This window comes from Carboxylicivirga sp. M1479, from assembly GCF_007097485.1.
GTDB lineage: Bacteria > Bacteroidota > Bacteroidia > Bacteroidales > Marinilabiliaceae > Carboxylicivirga.
The window spans coordinates 80,148-102,772 of the sequence record NZ_VKDE01000009.1; the positions used below are offsets into that span (position 1 = coordinate 80,148).

Annotated in this window: 16 protein-coding genes and 1 tRNA gene; 10 read left to right on the forward strand and 7 right to left on the reverse strand. The window is 38.3% G+C overall.

Annotated features, from left to right (window positions below; translation table 11 throughout):
* Window positions 1-7: 7 nt before the first annotated feature.
* Window positions 8-268, reverse strand: a complete 261-nt coding sequence (locus FNN09_RS07530; RefSeq protein WP_143301081.1) for a hypothetical protein — start codon at window positions 266-268, stop codon at window positions 8-10.
* 147 nt (window positions 269-415) lie between these two features.
* Here FNN09_RS07530 and FNN09_RS07535 point away from each other — a divergent pair, with 147 nt between their 5' ends.
* Window positions 416-1,138: a DUF6261 family protein gene (locus FNN09_RS07535; protein ID WP_143301083.1), complete on the forward strand. Its 723-nt coding sequence runs from the start codon at window positions 416-418 to the stop codon at window positions 1,136-1,138.
* 1,269 nt (window positions 1,139-2,407) lie between these two features.
* Here the strand turns inward: FNN09_RS07535 and FNN09_RS07540 are convergent.
* On the reverse strand, window positions 2,408-5,872 hold the full coding sequence (locus FNN09_RS07540) for a hypothetical protein (RefSeq protein WP_143301086.1): 3,465 nt from the start codon (window positions 5,870-5,872) through the stop codon (window positions 2,408-2,410).
* Window positions 5,873-6,328: 456 nt separating this feature from the next.
* On the reverse strand, window positions 6,329-8,506 hold the full coding sequence (gene recQ / locus FNN09_RS07545) for a DNA helicase RecQ (RefSeq protein WP_143301088.1): 2,178 nt from the start codon (window positions 8,504-8,506) through the stop codon (window positions 6,329-6,331).
* A gap of 400 nt (window positions 8,507-8,906) precedes the next feature.
* On the opposite strand from recQ, the gene tatC reads away from it, so the two are divergent.
* From tatC to clpX, 6 genes are all read left to right on the forward strand, one after another.
* The gene (gene tatC, locus FNN09_RS07550; protein WP_143301091.1) at window positions 8,907-9,728 is read left to right on the forward strand and encodes a twin-arginine translocase subunit TatC; all 822 of its coding nucleotides are present in this window, start codon (window positions 8,907-8,909) and stop codon (window positions 9,726-9,728) included.
* A gap of 6 nt (window positions 9,729-9,734) precedes the next feature.
* Window positions 9,735-10,496, forward strand: a complete 762-nt coding sequence (lptB, locus tag FNN09_RS07555) for an LPS export ABC transporter ATP-binding protein (RefSeq protein WP_143301094.1) — start codon at window positions 9,735-9,737, stop codon at window positions 10,494-10,496.
* A gap of 73 nt (window positions 10,497-10,569) precedes the next feature.
* Window positions 10,570-10,651: transfer RNA gene (locus FNN09_RS07560), tRNA-Leu, on the forward strand.
* A 142-nt stretch (window positions 10,652-10,793) separates the two neighbouring features.
* Window positions 10,794-12,152: a trigger factor gene (gene tig, locus FNN09_RS07565; protein WP_143301096.1), complete on the forward strand. Its 1,359-nt coding sequence runs from the start codon at window positions 10,794-10,796 to the stop codon at window positions 12,150-12,152.
* 165 nt (window positions 12,153-12,317) lie between these two features.
* On the forward strand, window positions 12,318-12,998 hold the full coding sequence (clpP, locus tag FNN09_RS07570; RefSeq protein ID WP_143301099.1) for an ATP-dependent Clp endopeptidase proteolytic subunit ClpP: 681 nt from the start codon (window positions 12,318-12,320) through the stop codon (window positions 12,996-12,998).
* A 78-nt stretch (window positions 12,999-13,076) separates the two neighbouring features.
* Entirely contained in the window at window positions 13,077-14,291 is a 1,215-nt protein-coding gene (gene clpX, locus FNN09_RS07575; RefSeq protein ID WP_143301101.1) for an ATP-dependent Clp protease ATP-binding subunit ClpX, read from the forward strand.
* A 75-nt stretch (window positions 14,292-14,366) separates the two neighbouring features.
* Here the strand turns inward: clpX and FNN09_RS07580 are convergent, their stop codons facing one another.
* The 4 genes from FNN09_RS07580 to FNN09_RS07595 all read right to left on the reverse strand — a co-directional run bounded on the left by FNN09_RS07580 (window position 14,367) and on the right by FNN09_RS07595 (window position 18,616).
* Window positions 14,367-15,470 (reverse strand): glycosyltransferase, encoded by a 1,104-nt coding sequence (locus FNN09_RS07580; protein ID WP_255434068.1) that lies wholly within the window; start codon window positions 15,468-15,470, stop codon window positions 14,367-14,369.
* A gap of 38 nt (window positions 15,471-15,508) precedes the next feature.
* Window positions 15,509-16,615 carry an SPOR domain-containing protein gene (locus FNN09_RS07585; protein ID WP_143301106.1) on the reverse strand — a complete coding sequence of 369 codons (1,107 nt, stop codon included), beginning with the start codon at window positions 16,613-16,615 and terminating at the stop codon, window positions 15,509-15,511.
* 74 nt (window positions 16,616-16,689) lie between these two features.
* A complete protein-coding gene (locus FNN09_RS07590) occupies window positions 16,690-17,637 on the reverse strand; it encodes a hypothetical protein (RefSeq protein WP_143301108.1) in 948 nt (315 codons plus the stop codon).
* Window positions 17,603-18,616: a lysylphosphatidylglycerol synthase transmembrane domain-containing protein gene (locus tag FNN09_RS07595; RefSeq protein WP_143301111.1), complete on the reverse strand. Its 1,014-nt coding sequence runs from the start codon at window positions 18,614-18,616 to the stop codon at window positions 17,603-17,605. The genes FNN09_RS07590 and FNN09_RS07595 overlap by 35 nt, the downstream gene beginning before the upstream one ends.
* A 166-nt stretch (window positions 18,617-18,782) precedes the next feature.
* Between FNN09_RS07595 and rsmA the strand changes: the two genes are divergently transcribed.
* From rsmA to FNN09_RS07610, 3 genes are all read left to right on the forward strand, one after another.
* Window positions 18,783-19,556 carry a 16S rRNA (adenine(1518)-N(6)/adenine(1519)-N(6))-dimethyltransferase RsmA gene (gene rsmA / locus FNN09_RS07600; RefSeq protein ID WP_143301114.1) on the forward strand — a complete coding sequence of 258 codons (774 nt, stop codon included), beginning with the start codon at window positions 18,783-18,785 and terminating at the stop codon, window positions 19,554-19,556.
* 24 nt (window positions 19,557-19,580) lie between these two features.
* The gene (mgtE, locus tag FNN09_RS07605; protein ID WP_143301116.1) at window positions 19,581-20,945 is read left to right on the forward strand and encodes a magnesium transporter; all 1,365 of its coding nucleotides are present in this window, start codon (window positions 19,581-19,583) and stop codon (window positions 20,943-20,945) included.
* A 328-nt stretch (window positions 20,946-21,273) separates the two neighbouring features.
* The gene (locus FNN09_RS07610; protein WP_143301119.1) at window positions 21,274-22,608 is read left to right on the forward strand and encodes a serine hydrolase; all 1,335 of its coding nucleotides are present in this window, start codon (window positions 21,274-21,276) and stop codon (window positions 22,606-22,608) included.
* The last annotated feature ends 17 nt before the right edge of the window (window positions 22,609-22,625 follow it).

Below are 22,625 nucleotides of genomic sequence, written 5' to 3' on the forward strand. Positions count from 1 at the left end.
CGCTTAGCTAAGCAAAGCCTCCTTTTTTCATCGGGCAGCTTTTGCTTAAATAAGCGAAGACTGTTTTATTCATGGGGCAAGCTTCGCTTACACAAGTAATGGCTCCTTTTTTCACAGGGGAAGCTTCGCTTGCATAAGCAAAGCTTGGATTTTCCACCAGTGGGCATAATACCAAGTAAGCAAGGGCACCTTTTTGTAAAAGGCGCTTATACCGTTTGGTCAATAGAATGAGCTTTATTTTCAACTGCGTTTCAATAAAGCTTTTCATTGATTCAACGGCATTTACCAATTGTATTATATGGTTTAAGCGAGCCTTATTTGAAACTATAATAGAACTAATATCAAGTAAATATTAAATGCGCTGGTATAACTAACAAACTTTTAATACTATCCTTTATCTCCTAAAATGAATTTTATGAGAATAAATAAAATCAATAGAAACATCCGGGTGACCGATGCAGCTGATTTAGCCAGTAAGCTGCATGGTGAACTGGATAAGTCAACACCCGAAGATGTGCATGTGAGCACATTAAGGAGTGAGATGAGCACTGTCAGCATTGGCTTGTCAGGTGCCATAAATGAGAGTAAGGCTATGTCTGCTCTTGAGGACCGTGATGAAAGGCGCGATATGACTTATCGCTCGCTTTTGCATATTATCAAAGGTTTTCTCTTACATCCTGATGCAACTATACGTGAAGCGGCTGTTCATGTGAATGCGGTGTTGGAGAATTATGGTTTTGATTTGATTAATCAAAATTACAGTACCGAATCGTCGTTGCTGGATGCATTAATTCGTGATTTAGCAGATTCTGAAACAGCGGCAATGGTAGTTGTATTACCAGGTATTGCGGCCATTGTTGAGCAGTTAAAGACCGACCAACAGGAATTTAAAGCTGCAGAAGCTGAGTGGCACGAGGCACGTGCCGAAGATGGTAAAACTGAAAGTGCTTCGGCTTTTAAACAGGAGTTGGTGAAATTAATAAACAATAAGCTGGTAATCTACCTGAAAGCTATGCAGCAAATGAATCCTGAACCTTATCAAGAGTTAACGACTGACATTGCGATGCACATCGATCGTGCCAATACATTGGTAAAGCGCCGTAGTAACAGTGAAGAAACTGTAGAGCTAGATAAATAAACATTCAAACATACGATAAAGGATAGTGAGGGTGCCTGTGATGGGCACCCTTTTTTAGGATAATATGATATTTCTGTGGATTAATATAATTTGTAACGAAAGGAAGCAATGAAATACCCTGTTTTTGTGAGATGGTTTTCCTTTCTTTTACATCGCCTAAAAGAAACAAAACGCTAGTCCCATTGATGCTACCGCCCGCTCTAATGATTAATCAATTTTACAATCAAAGTAGGTCAAGCAAGGGTAATCAAATTTAAAATATTTTACGCTAAACTCTTCTGTTTAAGAAGAAAGAACTTGATTTTGCTCTAGCCGCAAGGGCTTTTACTTTAGTTCACAAGGTCTATTAAAAGCGTTCATGATTTCCGCTTTGCTCCAATTCTTCCTTCAGCCGAAGAAAGTAAACAAAGAAGCCCGCCGACTGCACCACTCGCTTACCCACTAGTTTCTTTGTTTTGAGACAGAAAGAACTCCCTACGGTCATACAACTTTAGTTCACTAAAGCATATTTAAAAAGGTGTTCATGATTTTCGCTATGCTCCAATTCTGTCTATTCAAAATCAAAGAAAAGTGGGTCCCAAGCTACGTTGCTGATGTCGGATGCGCAACCTGGAACCTTGAAAGTTTAAATGTGATTGCCGTGTGGGTCAAGCGTCTTTGATGTTCAATTAAATTAATCATTATTCACGCCCTTGCCTGCCCACCAATGGAACAGGCCACCGTACTTTCGAAATTGCATTTCGAGTGGAGAAAGGAGGATAGCCAAAAGTGAAGGGTGAAATACGTATTAATCGATTAAATAATGAGCCAGCAGAACTTATTTATCATGCTGAGCTACCCACCCCAATCGAAACAAGGTTTCGAACGATTGAAAGCCAGTGATAAGAGTGGATGTTGCGGAATTGCAAGGCGATAGCCTTTAGCATGAAGCAATAAATCCATCTCTGGTGCGTAGCAATCACCTCTTTCAATCAGGTTTTGCATCCTTTTTTAAAAAGGATGTGCTAGCCCGGCACTAGGGCAGTGAATGATTTACGCTTTCTGATGCATCACCCAAAAGAATGAATCACTATTATAGTTTTCTTGTAAAACCATTGATTAGATAGCACACTGTTTATTTCTTTGTCCACAAGAATATCTATTGATCCAAAGTAAGTCCAGTTTGGGCGAATAGCCCAATTGATAGGGTTAATTAGGATAATAAAAAAGAGGTGACCATTGGCCACCTCTCTTACTGTGTTGTGTATTGTAATGAATAACCTTCAGGTACTAGCCTCTGTAAATAACATCGGCACCAATAGTTCCTTCAAGATCTTTTAAATAAGCTTCAGAAGATGCATAAGCAAGCTGCTTTTGTGCTTTTTCTAAACGCTCTTGTATGTCAAGATCAATTTTGATTTCAGCATTTTCCTCTTTAGAAGCAAAGTTTTCTAAATAAGCAATCTGCTCAGTACGGAACTTAACTTCTTTTTCTTGTTTCAAAGCTAAGCGCTCTTTGTACCAATCGCTGTTGATGACATAATCACGGTCGAAATACTTACGTAATTCAGGATCGCTAATCTCTTTACCTTCAAACTGACCATAAGCCATAATGTGAAGTAAGATTTTCAATGGAGGAATAGCGCCTTCAACACTTCCTTCTTCGAAATAGCGTGAGGCAACTTTTTGCTGCGCTTCAACAATGTTGTTGATACCATCAATAAAGTCTTCCATTCCCTGAGTTTCAGGTTTCAACATTTGCTCGTTAAATACCGATAATGGCTCGTCAAACAAACGGTTCATACAGCGGAAAGCAAAGTTTTCAGTAATACGGTAACCTAAACGGCTAGCTAATACTTTCTGACCTTCGTGCTCAAAGTCTTCTAATTTCTCAAGAGATCCATTCTCAATCAATAATTTCGGATCACGATCTTCAGGTACTAAACGTGCCCAAATCTCTGGGATCAGAATTGAAATATCATGATCGAAACGGTTCTGACCAACATAACCTGCAGCAGAACTGAAACCTTGGTATTCAGTAATGATGTATGATAATAAGGCATTGTTCAAGTCAGTTGTAGGAACCAACATGTTGAAAGGACCTTTTGTTAATGCACCCTCTGTACCAGCACCTGTTGTTGATGGAGATTTACCTGTTAAACTACAGATGAAGTCCATGAATAACTCAGGAAGCTCTTGGTAATGGATTGGGTTATAAACAGCCAATGGACGAATGCCATTTTCTTTATCAGCAGGGTTGTTACGACGACCTGGTAAAACCGCATTAACAACGTCAATAACTGGCTCTTCAGATTTAATCTTACGGAATAAACGAACACCTACTTCTCCTAGGTAATTGTCAATAATATCATCTTTAAAGATATTACGCTCTAAGTAACGAGGGTTGTTTGTAGGTACGCCATCAACAATACGTGTGTGTGATGGAACCACAAAGTAACCGTCTTTGTCACTCTCAACTACTTTGGTAATTAAGTCTTTAACAGGCTGTGTATACTTGTCAAAATTAATTGCATCCTCGTAAAGCTCAATAGCATCTTTCTTGCTTAAAGGCTCGTAGTTTGTTAAGAATGTGTTATCGCTTACGATATCCTGCTCAGCACCTTTGTCGTATCCGCGAATAATCGCTTCATCAGGACGCTGGAATAAGTGGTTTTCGCAGTTGGTAACAACCTTGTAACTCTTATTTTTATATTCAGCATTTAGGTTGCTCAACTGGCTTGCTGGCAATACTATGGTAGCTGAAATATCATCTTCCATTTGAATCTTCTGGCTAGGAACAAAGTCAGAACGTAACTTGTGTAATAACCAGTTACCATCTTCGTTAAATCCAATGCGAACGTAACTAGCAGTCACTTTGTTGTTACGGTACTGAAGCGTAGTTCCCTCACGGCCGTTGATGAATTCAACCGACATGTAATCTTTCCAGTTACCTTTTTCACTTTCGTTACGATACAGGCGCTTAACAAAAAGTACCAATGAACGAATGTGTGATGGAATACCGTTTAAGAATGCATTGTACTCGTCGCTATATAGTTCTGATGGAGTTAATAACTTAACCGCTGAGCCTAAAGCACGCTGTGGGCTAAGGAATGGACGTGATGGTTCTGCATCAGGACGAATGGTTTTCCAACGATTAGAGAAATCGTAGTTGATAATTTCATCCGCGGCATTAAAGTCATCTTCCAGATTAACAATGTTAAAAGTACCATACTGAATGGCATTTTGCATTGATTTAGAAATCTCAGACTTACCACCACCAGAAACCGTACATGGCTTATGACAAAATACACCTTCAGGCTGTGTGTTAACAATACGCCACATTGGTTGTGTTGGGTGTTTTGCTAACTGGAATTTATGACCTGATGGGTGAATGTAAATTGTATCAGGAGATAGCTTTAATGATTGCTCTTTACCATTGGCAGTCCAAACAACTTTGCTTTTATCAATGTCGATATCGGCATGCTCCTGGATGTATGTAATATTGGTAAATTTCTTGTCGATAGCATAGCCTTCTGGGTAAACAGTTACACGATCGCCCAATAAAGCCATGGCTTCTTCAAATGAGTATGACTTTTTTAATTTAGCTGAGAAGATTTCGCCAAATACATTGTCGCTCATGATACCACGTGGGTAAGCAATTGCTCCACCTGCATGCTCTTCTTCAACCAAACCAATCATGTTAGCCGAGTAGCTAATCTGTGTTTTGATTTCTTTTTTCGAGTAACCGTAGTAGTTGTCTCCAATTAAAGTAACAACAACACCATTATCATTACGACAAGTGATTTTAAATGCACCACCGTCGTTATATAATTCGTTCTCATCTTTCCAGCACATGCCATCGTTACGCTGACGTTCTGTTGCGTCGTCGTAATGCGGAAGACCAATGTCTTTTTTCTTAAGCTTAGTCATCTGTGGTGCAAGGATGATACATCCAGTTGTACCTGTCCAGTGCTCAATGTCTAATGCTGAGTCGTTTTCAGCAAGGTTATGGTCGCCTGCATTACCAAAAATGTTCTCAACAAAATCAAGATTACTTACCAAAGTACCAGGAGCGAAGAAACGCACCTCCATGCTTTTTTGAGCAATTACGCCAGGAACTTCCGGGCAAACTATTGGGCGAAGTAATAATGAAACCATGGTTTTAGCCTTTTCTTCCTGTGTAGAAGTAAAAGGTAAAATATTCATATCGTCAGCCGGATTAACTGCTGCTCGTAACATGTGAGCGAAAGCAATCTTTGGAACTTCTTTTTTATCTAAAGGTACTGGTAGGCCACCCTCAACAATGTGGAAAGTACCTTTGGTTGTGCGCTTGTCTTTGTCAGGGTTATTTAAAATACCTTGTTTAAGACGGTATGAACTAACTAAGTCACTTTTAAACTCGTTAGCATCAGGTGGTAAACTTACCTCACGTGCCAAGCCTTTTTGGTTTAGTACGAATGTTTTATTTGGTAAGCGATATTCTGCTTCATCCAAATCAACATCTGTTAAGTAAGAGTTTAAAAAGTTTTGAATACGCGTATCAGCTGGCGATAAATGATCAGATAATAAACGTGATTTCTCTTTAAAACTATTTATTAATCCTTCGGTTAAAGAAAGGAATTTCGAGTTAGAGTATTTGGTGTTGGCGTCACAGGCATCATAGTACAGCGGCTGACCTATTGAGGCCAGTTGCAAATTGATGTACTGAATCATATCCTTGCGGTCCTTCTTACTAGGTTTCTGCTTTTTTAGCATATCATCTTTCATTTTGGTACGCGTTTTTAAGTTATGAATGAGCGACAAATTTAAATAAATACATTGCCATTTAATAACATTTTGATAGTTTTTGAATGTTAATTATTCTAAATTATTTCAATAAATAACAAATACATAACATAAAAAATTCGGCAATTTGGTGCTTCTTTAGAGTTGGAGAGGTGTTGTATTGCTGCTAGTGAGGAGTTGAGTAGCTTCACTTAATGTGTTTATAAGCAGAGATATAGTGGGGTTTTGTGTGTTGCGTGATTGCGATGTGGAATTGATGAATTGAAGTTTTTATTGTGTAAGTTTGTTCAAATTGAAGTTTCGAATTGAAATATTTAAGGCTTCAAATATAGTAAATTGAATATTTTACTTGAGGTATATGAAGAAATGAAAATCAATTAGTAGCTAATGTATGCGGAGGCTCGCAATAGAGCCTCCGCAATATGTTTAGTTTCCTACTTCTGATATGAATTTAATACGAACAATTCTTACATCTTCTTCCGAATATTGGTCTTCTCCCAATTCTTCTAAAGCTTCCTGAATGTCATCTGTTTCGGCATCTTCTTTAAAGTAGTAAAAGATGTCATCTCTATGATCTTCGTCCATTACCTGGTCGATGTAGTAGTCGATATTTACCCTGGTACCCGAATAGACTATGGATTCCAATTCCTTTATGAGATCAACCATTTCCATGCCTTTTGACGATGCAATGTCGTCCAAAGGCATTTGTCGGTCAATGCTTTGGATGATGAAAATTTTGTTTTTTGATTTGTTAGCAATTGATTTGACAACCAAATCCATTGGTCGGTCAATTTCATTTTCATCTACATGTTGCTTAATCAGTTTGACAAACTCTTTTCCAAAGCGCGAAGCTTTTCCTGTTCCTACACCTGGTATGTTTTGAAGTTCTTCGATTGAAATTGGGTAATAGGTGGACATGGCCTCCAACGATGGGTCCTGGAATATTACAAATGGTGGCAGACTAAGTTTCTTTGAGAGTTCTTTTCTCAAATCTTTAAGCATGGCAAATAGCTGATTGTCTACCGCAGCAGTACCACCGGTGTTCGTTTCTTCTTCAATCGTATCAAAATCATGATCTTTAGTCATCATGATGGAATGCGGCTTTTTCAGGTATTCATGACCTAGTGGACTGATATGAAGTAAGCCGTATGATTCAATGTCTTTGTTAATTAAACCACGAACTAATGATTGGCGTACAACAGCATTCCAATATTTGTCGTCATGCTCATCGCCCGATCCAAATTCTGCTAGCTCGTTGTGCTTATATGATTTAATAGCTGTATTAACATTACCAGTTAATACATTAATAATATGATCTGTTTTAAATCGCTCCTTAAGGAGTAAAATCAACTTAATAAGTTGAACAACCTTATCTTTAGCTTCGAATTCTTCTTTCGGGTTAACGCAGTTGTCGCAAGTCTCACAGTCCTTAACGGTGTACTTCTCCCCAAAATAATGTAATAAAGTTTTTCGGCGACAAACAGATGATTCGGCATAAGCAACGGTTTCGAGTAAGAGTTGTTTGCCTATTTCTTGTTCAGCAAGGGGTTTACCTTGCATAAATTTTTCTAATTTCTGGATGTCCTTATAACTATAGAATGCTATGCAACGTCCTTCTCCGCCATCTCGTCCAGCTCTTCCTGTCTCCTGGTAGTAGCCTTCTAGGCTCTTGGGTATGTCATAGTGCATAACCAAACGCACATCGGGTTTATCAATACCCATACCAAAAGCAATGGTTGCAACAATAACATCTGTTTCTTCCATCAGGAATTTATCCTGATTTTTAGCGCGAGTAGTGGCGTCCATACCAGCATGGTACGGAAGAGCCTTAAGGCCATTGACAACAAGTGTTTCGGCTAGCTCTTCAACCTTTTTTCGGCTTAGACAATATATAATAGCAGATTTGCCACTGTAACTTTTAAGGATTTTAATTAATTCCTTTGAGTGGCTTTGTTTTGGACGTACCTCGTAGTATAAATTAGGTCTGTTAAACGATGATTTAAAAACCATTGCGTTTAGCATACCTAGGTTCTTTTGTATGTCGTGTTGAACTTTTGGAGTGGCTGTAGCCGTTAGTGCTATTACCGGAGATTCGCCTATTTCACTAATGATAGGTCTTATTCTTCGGTATTCTGGCCTGAAGTCATGACCCCATTCTGATATACAATGGGCTTCATCAACAGCGTAGAACGAAATCTTAACTTGCTTTAAAAAGTCAATATTTTCTTCTTTCGTAAGTGATTCAGGTGCTACGTACAGCAGTTTGGTTTTGCCTGCAACAACATCCTCTTTTACTTTAGTAATAGCTGTTTTCGTGAGTGAAGAATTGAGAAAGTGTGCTATTCCATCATCTTCGCTAAAGTTGCGCATTGCATCAACTTGATTCTTCATCAACGCAATAAGTGGTGAAATAACAATGGCTGTGCCTTCGAGCATTAGTGCCGGTAATTGGTAGCACAGCGATTTGCCACCACCAGTTGGCATTAATACAAATGTATCATTCCCCTTTAAAACGTTGTTGATGACTTCCTCTTGATTCCCCTTAAAAGTATCAAACCCAAAATGCTTTTTTAATGAAGCATTCAGATCAACTTGCTTTGCCATAACAAAATCCCTATTAGATACTACCTCAAAATTTTAGTAGTACTGTTATCCTCGATTAATAGATTGCAACAAAAATATAAGAACTGTATAATAATTCTAGTTGGTGATAAAATGCTCCCTTTTCCCTACAAATTATCCGCTAATTTTTTACAATCTCGAATGAAGTTAGATAATATCTTTGGTATAACCAAAAGTTTGTGTTTAGGCTTTGGTGTATTATCTTCGCATGACGCTTATTGTCTTAATAGTGTAAGTTGTGTTTAATAAATTTTAACTTTTTGTTAATGCGCATTGCTCTACTTTTGTTTGCTAGTGCGAATTGCTTTAAATAATGAATGCAATAGGAAAGTAAGGTTTATTAAATTTGTTTCATTCTTTGATTAATTGAAGTGTACATTATATGTCGAAAGAACCCGTTAAAGAAATGTCGTTTCTTGATCACCTGGAAGTACTAAGGTGGCATTTAGTAAGAGCCTTTGGGAGTGTTTTTATTTTCGCAATATTGGCTTTCATTTTTAAGGGGTTTGTGTTTGATACGGTTATTCTGGCACCCTCAAATCCTGATTTTTTTACCAATCGCCTCTTGTGCGAATTGGCCAATATCTTGAATATGCCTTTGTTGTGTATTAATCAGGCTCAATTAAGCTTTCAGAATATCAATATGTCAGGTCAGTTTACCACGCACATTTGGGTTTCTTTTGTAGTGGGCATTGTTGTTGGCTTTCCTTATATATTTTGGGAGTTTTGGCGTTTTGTTCGACCAGCTTTGTATCAAAATGAAATCAATAATTCGAGGGGAGCCATATTTTTCGCATCAACATTGTTTACCATTGGAATTTTGTTTGCCTACTATATTATATGTCCACTTTCGGTTCATTTTTTAGGGACTTACCAGGTGAGCGAAAGTGTTGAGAATATAGTAAACCTAGGTTCGTATATTAGTACCATTACCTCAATAGTATTGGCCGGTGGTATCATTTTCGAGCTGCCTATTTTTATTTATTTTCTAGCGAAAGTAGGTTTGGTAACATCTGATTTTCTGATAAAATACCGCAAACACTCCATTGTAATTGCTTTGCTGTTAGCGGCCATTATAACGCCTCCAGATGTAATTAGTCAAATATTGGTGTGTTTTCCATTGATTATATTATATGAGTCTGGTATTGTTATAGCAAAACGACTGGAGAAAAAGAGGCAAACGAATTTACCTGATAAAAACTAAAGAAGTATGGAAGAGCAAGCATTGAAACTGCATACTGATACATTGATAAAGAAGTATAAAAGCCGAACCGTCGTAAAAGGTGTTTCGGTGAATGTGAAGCAGGGTGAGATTGTAGGTCTTCTCGGGCCTAATGGAGCTGGTAAAACCACTTCTTTTTATATGATGGTAGGTCTGATTACGCCCAATAGTGGTCGTATCTTTTTAAATGATGAAGATATTACCGAGGCACCTGTATATAAGAGAGCGCAAAAAGGCATTGGTTATTTGGCTCAGGAAGCAAGTGTGTTTCGTCAGTTGAGTGTGGAAGATAATATTAGAGCCGTTCTTCAAATGACCGACTTTTCAAAGGAATATCAGAAAGATAGGTTGGAGGAGTTGCTCAGTGAATTTAGCTTACACCATATTCGTAAGAGTTTGGGTATTCAGCTTTCGGGTGGAGAACGGCGTCGAACAGAAATTGCTCGTGCCTTAGCCATCAATCCTAAATTTATTTTATTGGATGAACCGTTTGCGGGTGTAGATCCAATTGCTGTGAGGGATATTCAGGAAATTGTTGCCAAATTAAAATTTAAAAATATTGGCATCCTAATTACTGATCATAATGTGCATGAAACCTTGGCAATTTGTGATCGTGCTTACTTGCTTTTTGAGGGTAAGATATTGAAAGCCGGGACGGCAGAGGAATTGGCAGCCGATGAGGATGTGAAGCGTTTGTACTTGGGTGATGATTTTGAATTACGTCGTCGTGAATTTGAGCCAGAGAAATAAATTTCAAAATTTATAATAAAAAATTTGGAGGCAAAGAAAAAGGATTTATCTTTGCACCGCGAAACTAAGAAATGCGGATGTGGCGTAATTGGTAGCCGCGCTAGACTTAGGATCTAGTGCCTTCGGGCGTGGGGGTTCGAGTCCCTTCATCCGCACTAAAACCGCCTCACTACGATTCAATTCGATGTGAGGCGGTTTTTTAAGTTTTAGAGAAATTGTGAATAATAAAAATAGATACCATCCTCTGTAAAATGGAAACAGAAAAAGGAGGAGCGGTTCACTTTAAATCTTTAGGAAATGAATATTTCAAAGGAAAACATTGACGCATTAAACGCGGTTATTAAACTAACTGTTGAGAAAGAGGACTACGCTGTCCGAGTGGATAATGTTCTTAAAGACTACCGTAAGCGAGTTAACATGCCGGGATTCCGTGCTGGTAAAGTGCCAATGGGTGTGGTTAAGAAGATGTACGGAAAGGCTGTTATTGCTGAAGAAGTGAACAAGCTTGTGTCTGAAAAAATTCACAACTTTATTGTTGAGGAGAAATTAGACTTATTAGGTGAGCCTCTTCCATCAGAAGCTCAAGAGCTAATCGATTTTGATACTACTGATAAATTTGATTTTGTTTTTGACGTAGCTCTTGCACCGGAGATCGAACTAAGCTTAAGCAAACGTATCAAATTACCAGCATACAAAGTAGCTGTTTCAGAAGAGATGTTCAAACAGCAAAAAGACGCTGTTACTGGTCGCTTTGGTAAATCAGAAGTAGTTGATGCTGCTACTGAAAAAGCGCTTGTAAAAGGTAACTTCGCTCAATTGGAGAATGGTGCTGTAAAAGAAGACGGTATTGCTCCTGAGGATGTGGTATTGTCAATGACCATTATCAAAGACGAAGACGAGAAGAAAAAATTAATGGGTGCTAAAGCGGGCGATGTAATTGTATTCGATCCTAAAAAAGCATTCCCTAACGATACTGAGATTTCACATATGTTGAAAATCACTAAAGAAGAAGCGGAAGCTTTAACGGGTGATTTCCAATTCACAATTACTGAGGTAACTGAGTTTGTTGAAGCTGAGTTAAACCAGGAATTGTTCGACCAGGCTTTTGGTGAGGGTGTTGTCAATTCAGAAGAGGAGTTTGAAGCACGTATCAACGAAGATATTGCTAAAAACATGGAGATGGAAACAGAATATCGTTTCTCAATTGATGCGAAAGAAAAATTAATGGGTAAAATTAAAGTTGATTTCCCAGAAGCTTTCTTGAAGCGTTGGTTATTAGCAACTAACCGTGATAATGAAAAGTTAGATGCCAATACAATTGACGAAGAGATGCCACGTTTCTTAGAAGATCTTAAATGGCAGTTGATTCGCAATAACATCATTAAAAACAACGAAATTAAAGTTGAAGAAGCTGATGTAATTGAATATGCTAAGAAAGCCGCTAAGATGCAATTCATGCAGTATGGCTTAAACAGTGTACCTGATGAGCACTTAGAGAACTATGCTCAGGAAATGATTAAGCAAGAAGAGCAGCGTCGTCAAATGGCTGAGGGTGCTATGCAAGATAAAGTTATTGCCTTTATTAAAGAAGCAGTTAAAGTTGAAGAGAAAGAAGTTTCTCGTGATGAGTTTAACAAACTATTTGAAGGTAAATAAGCAGATATAAACTGTTTATAACAACATAAATTCTACAGCCTCGAAGTTATTCGGGGCTGTTTTATTTTAGTTAAGTCGTGTTAACTTTTGCTCATATCTGCCGCTATTGTAAAATAGTTCGCGGTAAATTGTTAATTTAGCGCTTCGAAACAAAAACTTTTGAAAATGATTGATCCAAAAGATTTTAAAAAGTATGCAACAAAGCACCTAGGTATCAATAGCCTGGCTTTGGACCAATATACATCAGTTAGCAATAGCTACATATCGCCAACCATTATTGAAGAGCGTCAGTTAAACGTTGCCAGCATGGACGTTTTTTCGCGTTTGATGATGGATCGTATCATCTTTTTAGGCTTACCTATTGATGATTATGTGGCCAACGTTATTCAAGCACAGCTTTTGTATTTAGAGTCAGCTGATCCGTCAAAAGATATTTCAATTTACTTCAATTCGCCTGGAGGATCGGTATATGCTGGTTTAGGTATTTACGATACCATGCAGTATATCTCATCTGATGTAGCAACAATCTGTACTGGTATGGCTGCCTCAATGGGTGCTGTGTTACTAACTGCAGGTACTAAAGGAAAACGTACCGCTTTGAAACACTCGCGCATTATGATTCATCAACCTATGGGTGGTGCACAAGGTCAGGCTTCAGATATTGAAATCACGGCCCGCGAGATTGGTAAGTTGAAGAAAGAATTATACACGATTATTGCTGATCACTCTGGTAATACCTATAAAAAGGTGGAGAAAGATTCTGATCGCGACTACTGGATGACTGCACAAGAGGCCAAAGATTATGGAATGATTGATGAGGTTCTTGTTCGCAATGCTAGCAAGTAGGAAATTATAAAACTATAAGCGATGCAGAATCAGCTTTACGCTTGGCTCTGCATTCGTTTTATATACTGAGAGAGAAATATGGATAAATGTTCATTTTGCGGTAGAGAAAGGAAAGACACAAACTTGTTGATAGCTGGTGTGTCAGGACATATTTGTGATAGCTGTATTGAACAAGCGCATGGCATCTTAGATGAAGAGGTTAAGAAAAAGAACTCTTTTGATGTAGATGAAATAAAGCTTTTAAAGCCGTTGGAAATCAAAGGGTTCTTAGATCAATATGTTATTGGGCAAGAAGCTGCAAAAAAATATTTGTCGGTGGCCGTTTACAACCACTACAAACGATTGATGCAGAAAAGTACTTCCGATGAGGTTGAGATTGAGAAATCAAATATCATTTTGGTTGGAGAGACAGGTACTGGAAAAACATTACTTGCGCGTACCATTGCTAAAATGTTACACGTGCCTTTTACTATTGTTGATGCCACTGTATTAACAGAAGCTGGGTATGTGGGCGAAGATATCGAAAGTATATTAACACGCCTATTGCAAGCAGCTGATTACAATGTGGAAGCCGCCGAAAAAGGCATCGTTTTTATTGATGAAATTGATAAAATTGCCCGTAAGAGTGATAATCCATCTATTACACGCGATGTATCTGGCGAAGGAGTACAACAAGGTTTATTAAAGCTTTTAGAGGGATCGATTGTGAACGTGCCACCTCAGGGAGGTCGTAAGCACCCTGAGCAGAAAATGATTCCTGTTAATACCAAGAATATTCTATTTGTATGCGGTGGAGCTTTTGATGGCATTGAGCGTAAAATTGCCCAACGATTAAATACGAAAATGGTAGGTTATATGGCCAGCAAATCCAATGAAAGGATTGATTCTGAGAATTTGTTGCAGTACATCGCGCCTCAGGATTTGAAGTCATTTGGCTTGATTCCTGAGATAATTGGTCGATTACCTGTTCTTACCTACTTACAGCCGCTAAACCGTGAGGTACTACGTCGTATTTTAACCGAGCCTAAAAACTCAATCATCAAGCAGTATGAGAAGTTGTTTGAGATAGATAACATCGAATTAAAGTTTGAAGACGAGGTGTTGGAGTACGTGGTTGATACCGCTGTAGAATTTAAGTTGGGTGCACGTGGTTTACGTTCAATATGCGAGACCATTATGATGGATGCCATGTTCAATGCGCCGTCTGAAGGTGTTAAGGAGTTGTTGATTTCACTTGACTTTGCTAAAAAGAAAATGGAGCATGCTAACATGGCTCGATTAAAAGCCAGTTGATTTTAGCATTAAACAATATACGATTAAAGCAGCTTTAGGGCTGCTTTTTGTTTTTATACGTTTGGTTTAGCTCGATTAAATACTACGAGATTTCCATTTAACGGTGTAGAATAGCGGAAATAATAACACAGCAAGAACATAGATAGGATAATGTAACTGCCAATAAAATACCTCGAAAAGCGTTATTCGTATTTTAAAATCTTGGGAGCCAGCCTTTAGTAGACTATAGTCGCTTACTGTTTTAATAACGAGCATAGCGGCAAATGCGAAAAGAAATAAAGTTGACCAAATGCTCGCCAATAGGCTAATTGGTATAAACGCATTCAAGAGTGTGACCACTAAGCCAGTTCTTATAATTTGCTTGTCTTTATAATGTGGTGCTTTTTTGGCCCAACGAGAACGTTGTTGCAGGAATTCTTTTAAAGTGTTGCATGGATTTGTTAATACAGCTGCTTTGTAGGATTTTACAAAATGGATACTTCGCTTTTTTTGTTTCATCCATTCCAATAGAAACATATCATCACCCGAGGCTATTTCTGGCTGTAGCTGTGCTTGTAAGTAATCTTCTTTTGAACCCATTAAATTAGCTCCATTGCACATAATGGGTTTTTGTTGTAATGCTGCAGCTCCGCCACATAATTGTAAGGCGGCAAAATCAATTCGTTGAAAGCGATTTAAGTAACCTTTGCGCTCTTGTATGCTCACAGGTCCGATGATTAAGTCGGCTTTTTTTTCGTGATAGAAAGATGTAAGAGTTGTTAGCCATTCAGGATGAAATGTACAATCGGCATCAGTGGTAATAATTAACGGATATTTGGCAGCATTTACTCCTGTTAAAATAGCAGCTTTCTTCCCGCATGAGGAGGTGTTATGTAACTTCACATCCAAGGATGTTTGCTTACTAATTTTTTCATGAAGTATAGTTAAACTCTCATCCTCCGACTGATCATTGACCAATATGATTTCGTATTTTGGATGTACCTGTTGTTGCAGTGAGTCAATTAACTTACCAAGGTTGCTCGCTTCATCTTTAAATGGAATAATAACAGATACCCCAAGCTTTTGTGTTTCAATAGGCTCGTAATAAGCTGATTTAACCCATTGAAAATACCAATCAGCTATTTGCGAGGCGTAAGCCACTAGTGGCAACAGTAATATGAGAATGGCGATCTCTATCATAATCAAAAAAGCCGGATTAGTATCCGGCTAGTTAAGTTTTATTGTCGTTTGGTTATTATCCAACTTTCCATCCGTTTATTTTGCAAGATGTCTTCCTGCTTTGCTTGCGCTTGATGCACCTTTTCAAATGATTCGAGGCTAACTAAGAAGCGATTATTATGTTGGAAAAAGAAGGATTTATCGAATCCTTTGGTCGCGAGTTTATCCACCATTTTTTGAGCATTGGCTTCAGAGCTAAAACTGCCTACAATTAACTGATGCGGTTTATACACAGTTGAGATTACTTCTTCCTCCACTTGTGAGTTTGCTTCCTCTACCTGTGCAATTTCTTTTTTTGTGGTGGTATCTGGACCTGCTTCGATTTGGCCAATATTTGCATCGTTAGCTGGCTGAATAGTTGGCTCAACTTTTTTAATTTCTTGTGTTATCTGCTTTTGTGTTTGAGCAGGCGAATTATCTTTTATTAAAAAGAAGTAAACAGAAAACCCGATTAAGGGCAATAAGATAAAGAACGATAAGAAAAAGACGATGGATCGATTACGCTTTGAGTTATCTTCATCGATATATTTGTTGGCGACTGCTACCGGGTCATCGCTAGATGTTGTTTCTTCAGACTTTGTTTCGTCGTTAAAACGTTCTTCTGGTTCAGGCTTTTCTTCTTCAATCTCAGCAATAGGAGCTTCGTCGTTAAGTGTTGTTTCTGGTAAATCTACTGTAGTTGCTGCAGTGTCATCTGATGGCTGTGCATCATTGTTACTGTCAATGTCTAATAGATCATCATTACTTTCAGTTGGAGTTGTTGGCTGTGCAAGAGCTGTTGATTCAGTCAAATCCTCGTTTTGCTCAAATCGTAGTATGCCAGCTGCATCTTTTGTAAACGTTCCAAGTCCAGCAATAGAATAGGAACCATCACTATCTAAAGTTGCTTTAATCTGTTCAACGTAATTGTCAACCTTTAACTCAGCCTCATCTTTGTTAATGCCCTCTTGAGTAACAATGTAATCAACCAAAAGACCATCATTAAAACTTAAGAAATTATTAAACAGAACTGAAAATCCGTTTTCTTTAGCGACGATGAAAGCACCAAAATTAGGCACAATCACACGGTTATTTTCCTTTATTAATGATAGAATATAGTTTTCCATTGCAAGCTTTGTTCAGGTTAACAAATAGTATAATGCAACTAAGATAAGCAGATTTATAAAAAAACATAAACGTCTTAGCTCTCTTTTTGTATAACAGCCTGTTTTATTAGCTTTTGGCGGATAATAATGATTGAGCCAAGCAAGGTTGGTATCATTACATTGCTAAGCCACATAAAAAAAGTTGCCATAACAATTAGTGGCGTGTTGGTAATAATGTTAGAAAAGAGGAAGATAGCCACGCCACCTCTAATACCCATGTCAATTAGTATGTGAGATGGCACTAGGGTAATTAAGAAAAAGTAAGAAACCGACAGAGGCAGAAAAATAGTGATAGAAATGTTTAATCCGCAAAATTGGAACCATGCATAAAGCTGTGCGATAAAGACCAGGTAACGTGTTATCGTCCAAAATAAACTTGTAAATATGTTTTTTAATCGGATGTTTCTTAGTGTTTTAATATAATAACGGACTTTATCGGGTGCCCATTTCCATACTAATAACGACACCAGTAGTAATAACAGAATGACTGCTGAAATTGGAATACTTAAAGGTAGAACGGTGCTGTGTTTAATGTTTGTGACGTGGAAGAAGCCGAATATACCTCCCGTGATGATAACGATATTTTGCAGTATGCCTCCTACTGTGGTCATCATGGCAGCATGCACTCTTAGCGCCTTTGGAAGTAGTAGCATGCGTCCACCCATTTCGGCAATTCTACCAGGAGAGCCAACCGCTGTTGTGTTGCCTGCCAAAACCTGTTGTAAAGCCGACGTAAAACTTAAGTGAGTGAATGGCATCATTAAGGATTGCCATTTTTTTGACTCCAATACAATGTTGAGGCACCATAATAAGATTAGAGTGCCCAAATAGAATGGCTTTTGACTGCTTTGTTTAAATTGAATCAGTACTTCGTTCCAATGCTCGTATTGCAGCAGCCTATTAAGAATATATCCATAGGCCGAAATAAATAATAGTAGAATTAAATATTTAGCTATTTGTTGCCAATGGCGACTTCTTAGCATGATGCGAACGATTTAAAATTGGCAAAAGACCAAAAGCAATGAGTCCTGCCACAATAATCATTAAGTTTTGAGCAGCATGAACCACAAGTGCAAAAACACCACCATCTTCGGCTGGAATACCATATAACTTGAGTGTTGCAATAACCATAAAATGCCAAGCGCCAATGCCGCCTTGCACAGGGGCAATCATTCCTAAGCTGCCAGTGAGTAAAATGGTAATGCCTGCGTTAATACCCAACGACGACGTGGCTGGTAAGCTGTAAAAACACACGTATATCATTAAGAAATACAAGAACCAAATGAGTAATGTGTGAAATATAAAAGCAGGCTTATTTTTTATTTTCCGTATTGAACTAAGTCCTTCGGTAAATTTGGACATTAGGTTTTTAAGAAACATAAGTGCTTTATACTGCTTGGCGTAACGCTTAACTAAAAACATGCCAACAAGGCTTAATAAAATAATAGCGTAGAAAATGGGCGATAATAAAATTTCACTGAACGAATCGAGTTTAAGCGTACGCATTAAAAAACCACCAATAAAATCAAATTGCAGCGTTAAAACCGCAATGATTATCAGGAGTAACATAAATAAATCGGTTAAACGTTCGGCAACTACCGTTCCTACAACACGTGTAAACGACAAACGCTCATATTTGCTTAATACACCACATCGTGATACTTCTCCCATGCGGGGGAAAACAAGGTTGGCCAAATAACCTGTCATAACGGCACAAAAGGTATTCACTAGGCCCGGTTTCTTTTCAATGGGTTCAATTAGCATTTGCCAGCGGATAGCTCTGCTTAAGTGACTTAATAAACCAATAAGGATGGATAAAACAATCCACATGTAATCTACATCATTACGCAGTGCTTGTAGTATTTCTTCAGCATTCTGATCCTTATATAATTGGTAGATGATGAATATGCCAATGGCGGGAAAAAGTATAAATTGGATTAGCTTGGAGATGGATTTCTTCACTGATTGAACGAATTTAAATTTTTAGGTATCTTCATAACGGCTTTCAGTCTCGTTTTTTTACCTTTGCGCGCTATTAAGAGGGTCGAATATACTAATTTGTATCTCTTTGACCAAAGGTAGAGTCCTTAGGTGGTTTAGAACAGTAATATTAACATTAGATTGGGTTATGGTAAGAGCAAAAAAACATTTAGGTCAACACTTTCTTACAGATTTAACAGTTGCCCAAGATATTGTCACTGGTCTTTCCAATGATAACCAACAGGTAATGGAAATAGGTCCTGGAACTGGGGTTTTAACACAATACCTTGTTCAACGTCCTGACATTGATCTAAACCTGATTGAGCTAGATGAAGAGTCTGTTGAATATTTATCAGCTCATTACCCAGAGTTAAAAGGGCGAATTCACTTTAAAGATTTCTTAAAACTGGATTTAACCGATATTTATAAAACGCCCTTTGCCCTAATAGGTAATTTTCCATACAATATTTCGGGACCTATATTTTTTAAGGTGTTCGAATACCGTAATCAAATACCAGAAGTAGTTGGAATGTTGCAAAAAGAAGTCGCTGAGCGTCTTGCATCAGGCCCAGGAACTAAAAAATATGGTATTTTAAGTGTTTTGCTACAAGCATTCTACAATATTGAATACTTATTTACAGTTGGAGCTGAGGTGTTTAGCCCTCCGCCAAAAGTACAGTCTGGTGTTATTCGCTTAACACGAAACGATGTTGTCGCTTTACCATGTGATGAGAAATTATTTGTGAAGGTTGTTAAAGCTATTTTTCATCAACGCCGTAAGGCCATTCGAAATTCACTTAAAGCCATACCTTTTAATAAAGAGGCTATTGCTGATCATGACTTCTTAACGCGTCGTCCTGAACAAATGAGTGTTGCTGATTTTATAGAATTAACTCAGCTAATTGAAGCGAATCCAATGTAGTAAGTATCTCTAAACTCTAGTAATATGGTCAATTTTGAATTAACAAGGGAGTATGTTGACAACCTAAAAGAACTGATAGATGCGAAGAATGAATCCGCTATATCAAAATTACTAGAGGAATTACACCCAGCCGATATTGCTGAAATCTACGAGGAATTAAACCTTGATGAAGCCAAGTTCATTTATTTTTTAATGGATGATGATACTGCTGCTGATGTACTAACTGAGCTGGAGGAGGATGACAGAAAGAAATTTTTGGATAGTCTGCCAAGTGATGTCATTGCCAAGCGCTTCATCGATAATATGGACTCCGATGATGCGGCTGATGTACTGGGGGAATTGGATGACCAGCGTCAACAAGAAGTACTTTCTCATATTGACGATGTTTCTACAGCAGGCGATATTGCTGACCTACTGACCTATGATGAGGATACGGCCGGTGGATTAATGGCCAAAGAGCTCATTAAAGTGAAGGAAAATTGGGCCATACCAACCTGTTTGCGTAGCATGCGTCGCCAAGCCGAAGAAATTGACGAGGTGTATTATGTATATGTGGTTGATAATGATGGATTACTGAAAGGAACCTTGTCCTTAAAGCGGATGTTGCTTAGCCGTAACGATGTGCAGGTAAAAGATATCTATAGCTCAGATGTTATCTCGGTTAAGGTAGATGTAGATGCAGAGGATGTAAGTAATATCATGGATAAATATGACCTTGTGGCACTGCCCGTAGTCGACTCTATTGGTCGCTTAGTTGGTCGTATTACCATTGATGATGTGGTAGATGTTATTCGCGAAGAGGCTGAGAAGGATTATCAGTTAGCCTCGGGTATTACCGAAGATGTTGAAGCATCAGATAGTGTTTGGCAACACACCAGAGCACGAATACCATGGTTATTAATTGGTTTAGCAGGAGGTATTTTTGCATCGTGGGTAGCTACAGGTCATCTCGATCTTATTGATGAGCACCCTGGATTGGCTTTATTTATGGCTTTGATTGCCGCCATGGGTGGTAATGTGGGTATGCAGTCTTCGGCTATTGTTGTTCAATCAATTGCATCGGGTTCCATAGGCCTGGAAACCAATTGGCTCAAATTATTGAAAGAATTGGGTATTGCTTTGTTAAACGCAGGTATATTATCGATTCTTATTTTTTCATACAATCATTTGTTTCGCGATGATGTGGCTTTAACAGTTACTGTAACTGCAGCCATGTTCTCAGTGGTATTCTTTGCCAGCCTGTTCGGTACCTTTGTACCCTTGTTGTTAAATAAAATGAAGATTGATCCTGCCTTGGCAACAGGACCATTTATCACTACGATGAATGATATTATTGGCATGTTTCTATACCTGACAATTGGAAATATTGTTTACGGCATGATTGCTTAATAGCCCTAGAACCTACTTCGATAGACGCATTTTCCGAACAATTGAACAGTGCAAACGTTGTCTTTTTATAGATAGTTTGTACATTGGCGTTACAACCTAAAACATGTATGTTTTTATACTAACTGATTCTATATTTTAGAATTGGCAAATGTGTACTAATTGCTATACAGGTTTAATGGGGCGTATGCGTACCTAATTTTACCCTTTCTTGTTGTTAACACCTCTGTCAAAACTATTTATAAAAATGATGTTTTGATTATTAGGTATTTACAAGCTTGATTGTTTGTATTAAATTAATTGGGATATTCAATTCATCTTTTTGTTCATCATGAAATTACTAAAGAAGTTACTTAAGGTAGTGGGTTTATTAGTGCTAATATTATTCATCGGTTTAGGGTTTGTTTTATACCCTCTACTTCGCGGTGCAACAGGGTATTCAGCTAAAATGCTCTGCTCGGGTGTGTTTGTTGAAGGCATGTCGCAACAGCAAGTAGAGCAAATGGAATTAACAGCTTTTCCATTTAATAACGTTGTTAATGTGGTGGATGAGGAAACCAAAACCGTTAAAAGTTCCATCTTTGGTTTGGTATCCCAAACGGCTACTTATGCCGATGGAGTTGGCGCCACCTTATTTCCCAAAGGCAACAGCAGCATTAATGAGAGGTTATCCTTGCCAAGGAGTAAATTTGATACTTTGCCATGGCCACAAGGAAGTGTTCTGGTTGATAACATACCTCAAGGAGTAGATGTAGAAGGATTGAGACAATTCATTGATCAGCAATTCGAAGAAACTTCGCGCGCTGTTGTGGTTGTTAAAGACGGACAGATTATAGAAGAGAAATATGCCGAAGGAATTAATGAATTTACTCCTTTGTTGGGCTGGAGCATGACTAAAACGATTACCGCCGCTTTGACTGGCATATTGGTAAAAGAAGGGAAGTTAGATATAAATGATGCAGCTGACATAGAAGCATGGCAGAACGATGAGCGAAGTGAAATTACACTTAACAACTTATTGCAAATGAGTAGCGGTCTCGCCTGGAACGAAGACTACTCAAAAACACAACTAACCGATGTTTCGCAAATGTTGTACGTTGAATCGGATATGTATGCTTATGCCATTTCTCCTGAGGCCGCAGTAAAGCCTGATTCTATCTGGAAATATTCGTCGGGTACAACTAACATTATTTCAGGGATATTGCGTTCATGCTTCAATAATTATAATGATTACTATCAGTTCCCACAAAAAGCATTGTTCAATAAACTTGGGATGCAGCATAGCTATATTGAAACTGATGCTACGGGCACATTTGTGGGCTCATCATACGGTTATTGCTCGGCTCGTGATTGGGCCCGTTTTGGTATGCTTTATTTGAATAAGGGAAATTGGATGGGCGAACAATTATTGCCAGATTGGTGGGTCGATTACAGTACACGCCCTGCCCGTGCATCCAATGGTAAATATGGTGCTCAGCTGTGGTTGAATGCATCGCAGATTCATATGCCCGATATGCCTGCAGATGTTTATTTCCTTAATGGTTACCGAGGACAACGAGTTGCTGTTATGCCATCAAAAAATATGGTTGTGGTATGTTTAAACTCAAAAGCGGAAGAAATTGATTATAATTGGTACCTCAATCAAATGATGACTTATGTCGATTAATACCTTTACGAGGCCTG

What these genes read in the sequence shown, in the direction of transcription:
- clpP (WP_143301099.1), top strand. Translation starts at nt 12,318, where the DNA reads ATGATTGATCCAAAAGATTTTAAAAAGTATGCAACAAAGCACCTAGGT.
- recQ (WP_143301088.1), bottom strand. Translation starts at nt 8,506, where the DNA reads ATGGCAAAGCAAGTTGATCTGAATGCTTCATTAAAAAAGCATTTTGGG.
- tig (WP_143301096.1), top strand. Translation starts at nt 10,794, where the DNA reads ATGAATATTTCAAAGGAAAACATTGACGCATTAAACGCGGTTATTAAA.
- FNN09_RS07585 (WP_143301106.1), bottom strand. Translation starts at nt 16,615, where the DNA reads ATGGAAAACTATATTCTATCATTAATAAAGGAAAATAACCGTGTGATT.
- FNN09_RS07580 (WP_255434068.1), bottom strand. Translation starts at nt 15,470, where the DNA reads ATGATAGAGATCGCCATTCTCATATTACTGTTGCCACTAGTGGCTTAC.
- FNN09_RS07535 (WP_143301083.1), top strand. Translation starts at nt 416, where the DNA reads ATGAGAATAAATAAAATCAATAGAAACATCCGGGTGACCGATGCAGCT.
- mgtE (WP_143301116.1), top strand. Translation starts at nt 19,581, where the DNA reads ATGGTCAATTTTGAATTAACAAGGGAGTATGTTGACAACCTAAAAGAA.
- FNN09_RS07590 (WP_143301108.1), bottom strand. Translation starts at nt 17,637, where the DNA reads ATGCTAAGAAGTCGCCATTGGCAACAAATAGCTAAATATTTAATTCTA.
- FNN09_RS07540 (WP_143301086.1), bottom strand. Translation starts at nt 5,872, where the DNA reads ATGCTAAAAAAGCAGAAACCTAGTAAGAAGGACCGCAAGGATATGATT.
- tatC (WP_143301091.1), top strand. Translation starts at nt 8,907, where the DNA reads ATGTCGAAAGAACCCGTTAAAGAAATGTCGTTTCTTGATCACCTGGAA.
- FNN09_RS07610 (WP_143301119.1), top strand. Translation starts at nt 21,274, where the DNA reads ATGAAATTACTAAAGAAGTTACTTAAGGTAGTGGGTTTATTAGTGCTA.
- FNN09_RS07530 (WP_143301081.1), bottom strand. Translation starts at nt 268, where the DNA reads ATGAAAAGCTTTATTGAAACGCAGTTGAAAATAAAGCTCATTCTATTG.
- rsmA (WP_143301114.1), top strand. Translation starts at nt 18,783, where the DNA reads ATGGTAAGAGCAAAAAAACATTTAGGTCAACACTTTCTTACAGATTTA.
- clpX (WP_143301101.1), top strand. Translation starts at nt 13,077, where the DNA reads ATGGATAAATGTTCATTTTGCGGTAGAGAAAGGAAAGACACAAACTTG.
- lptB (WP_143301094.1), top strand. Translation starts at nt 9,735, where the DNA reads ATGGAAGAGCAAGCATTGAAACTGCATACTGATACATTGATAAAGAAG.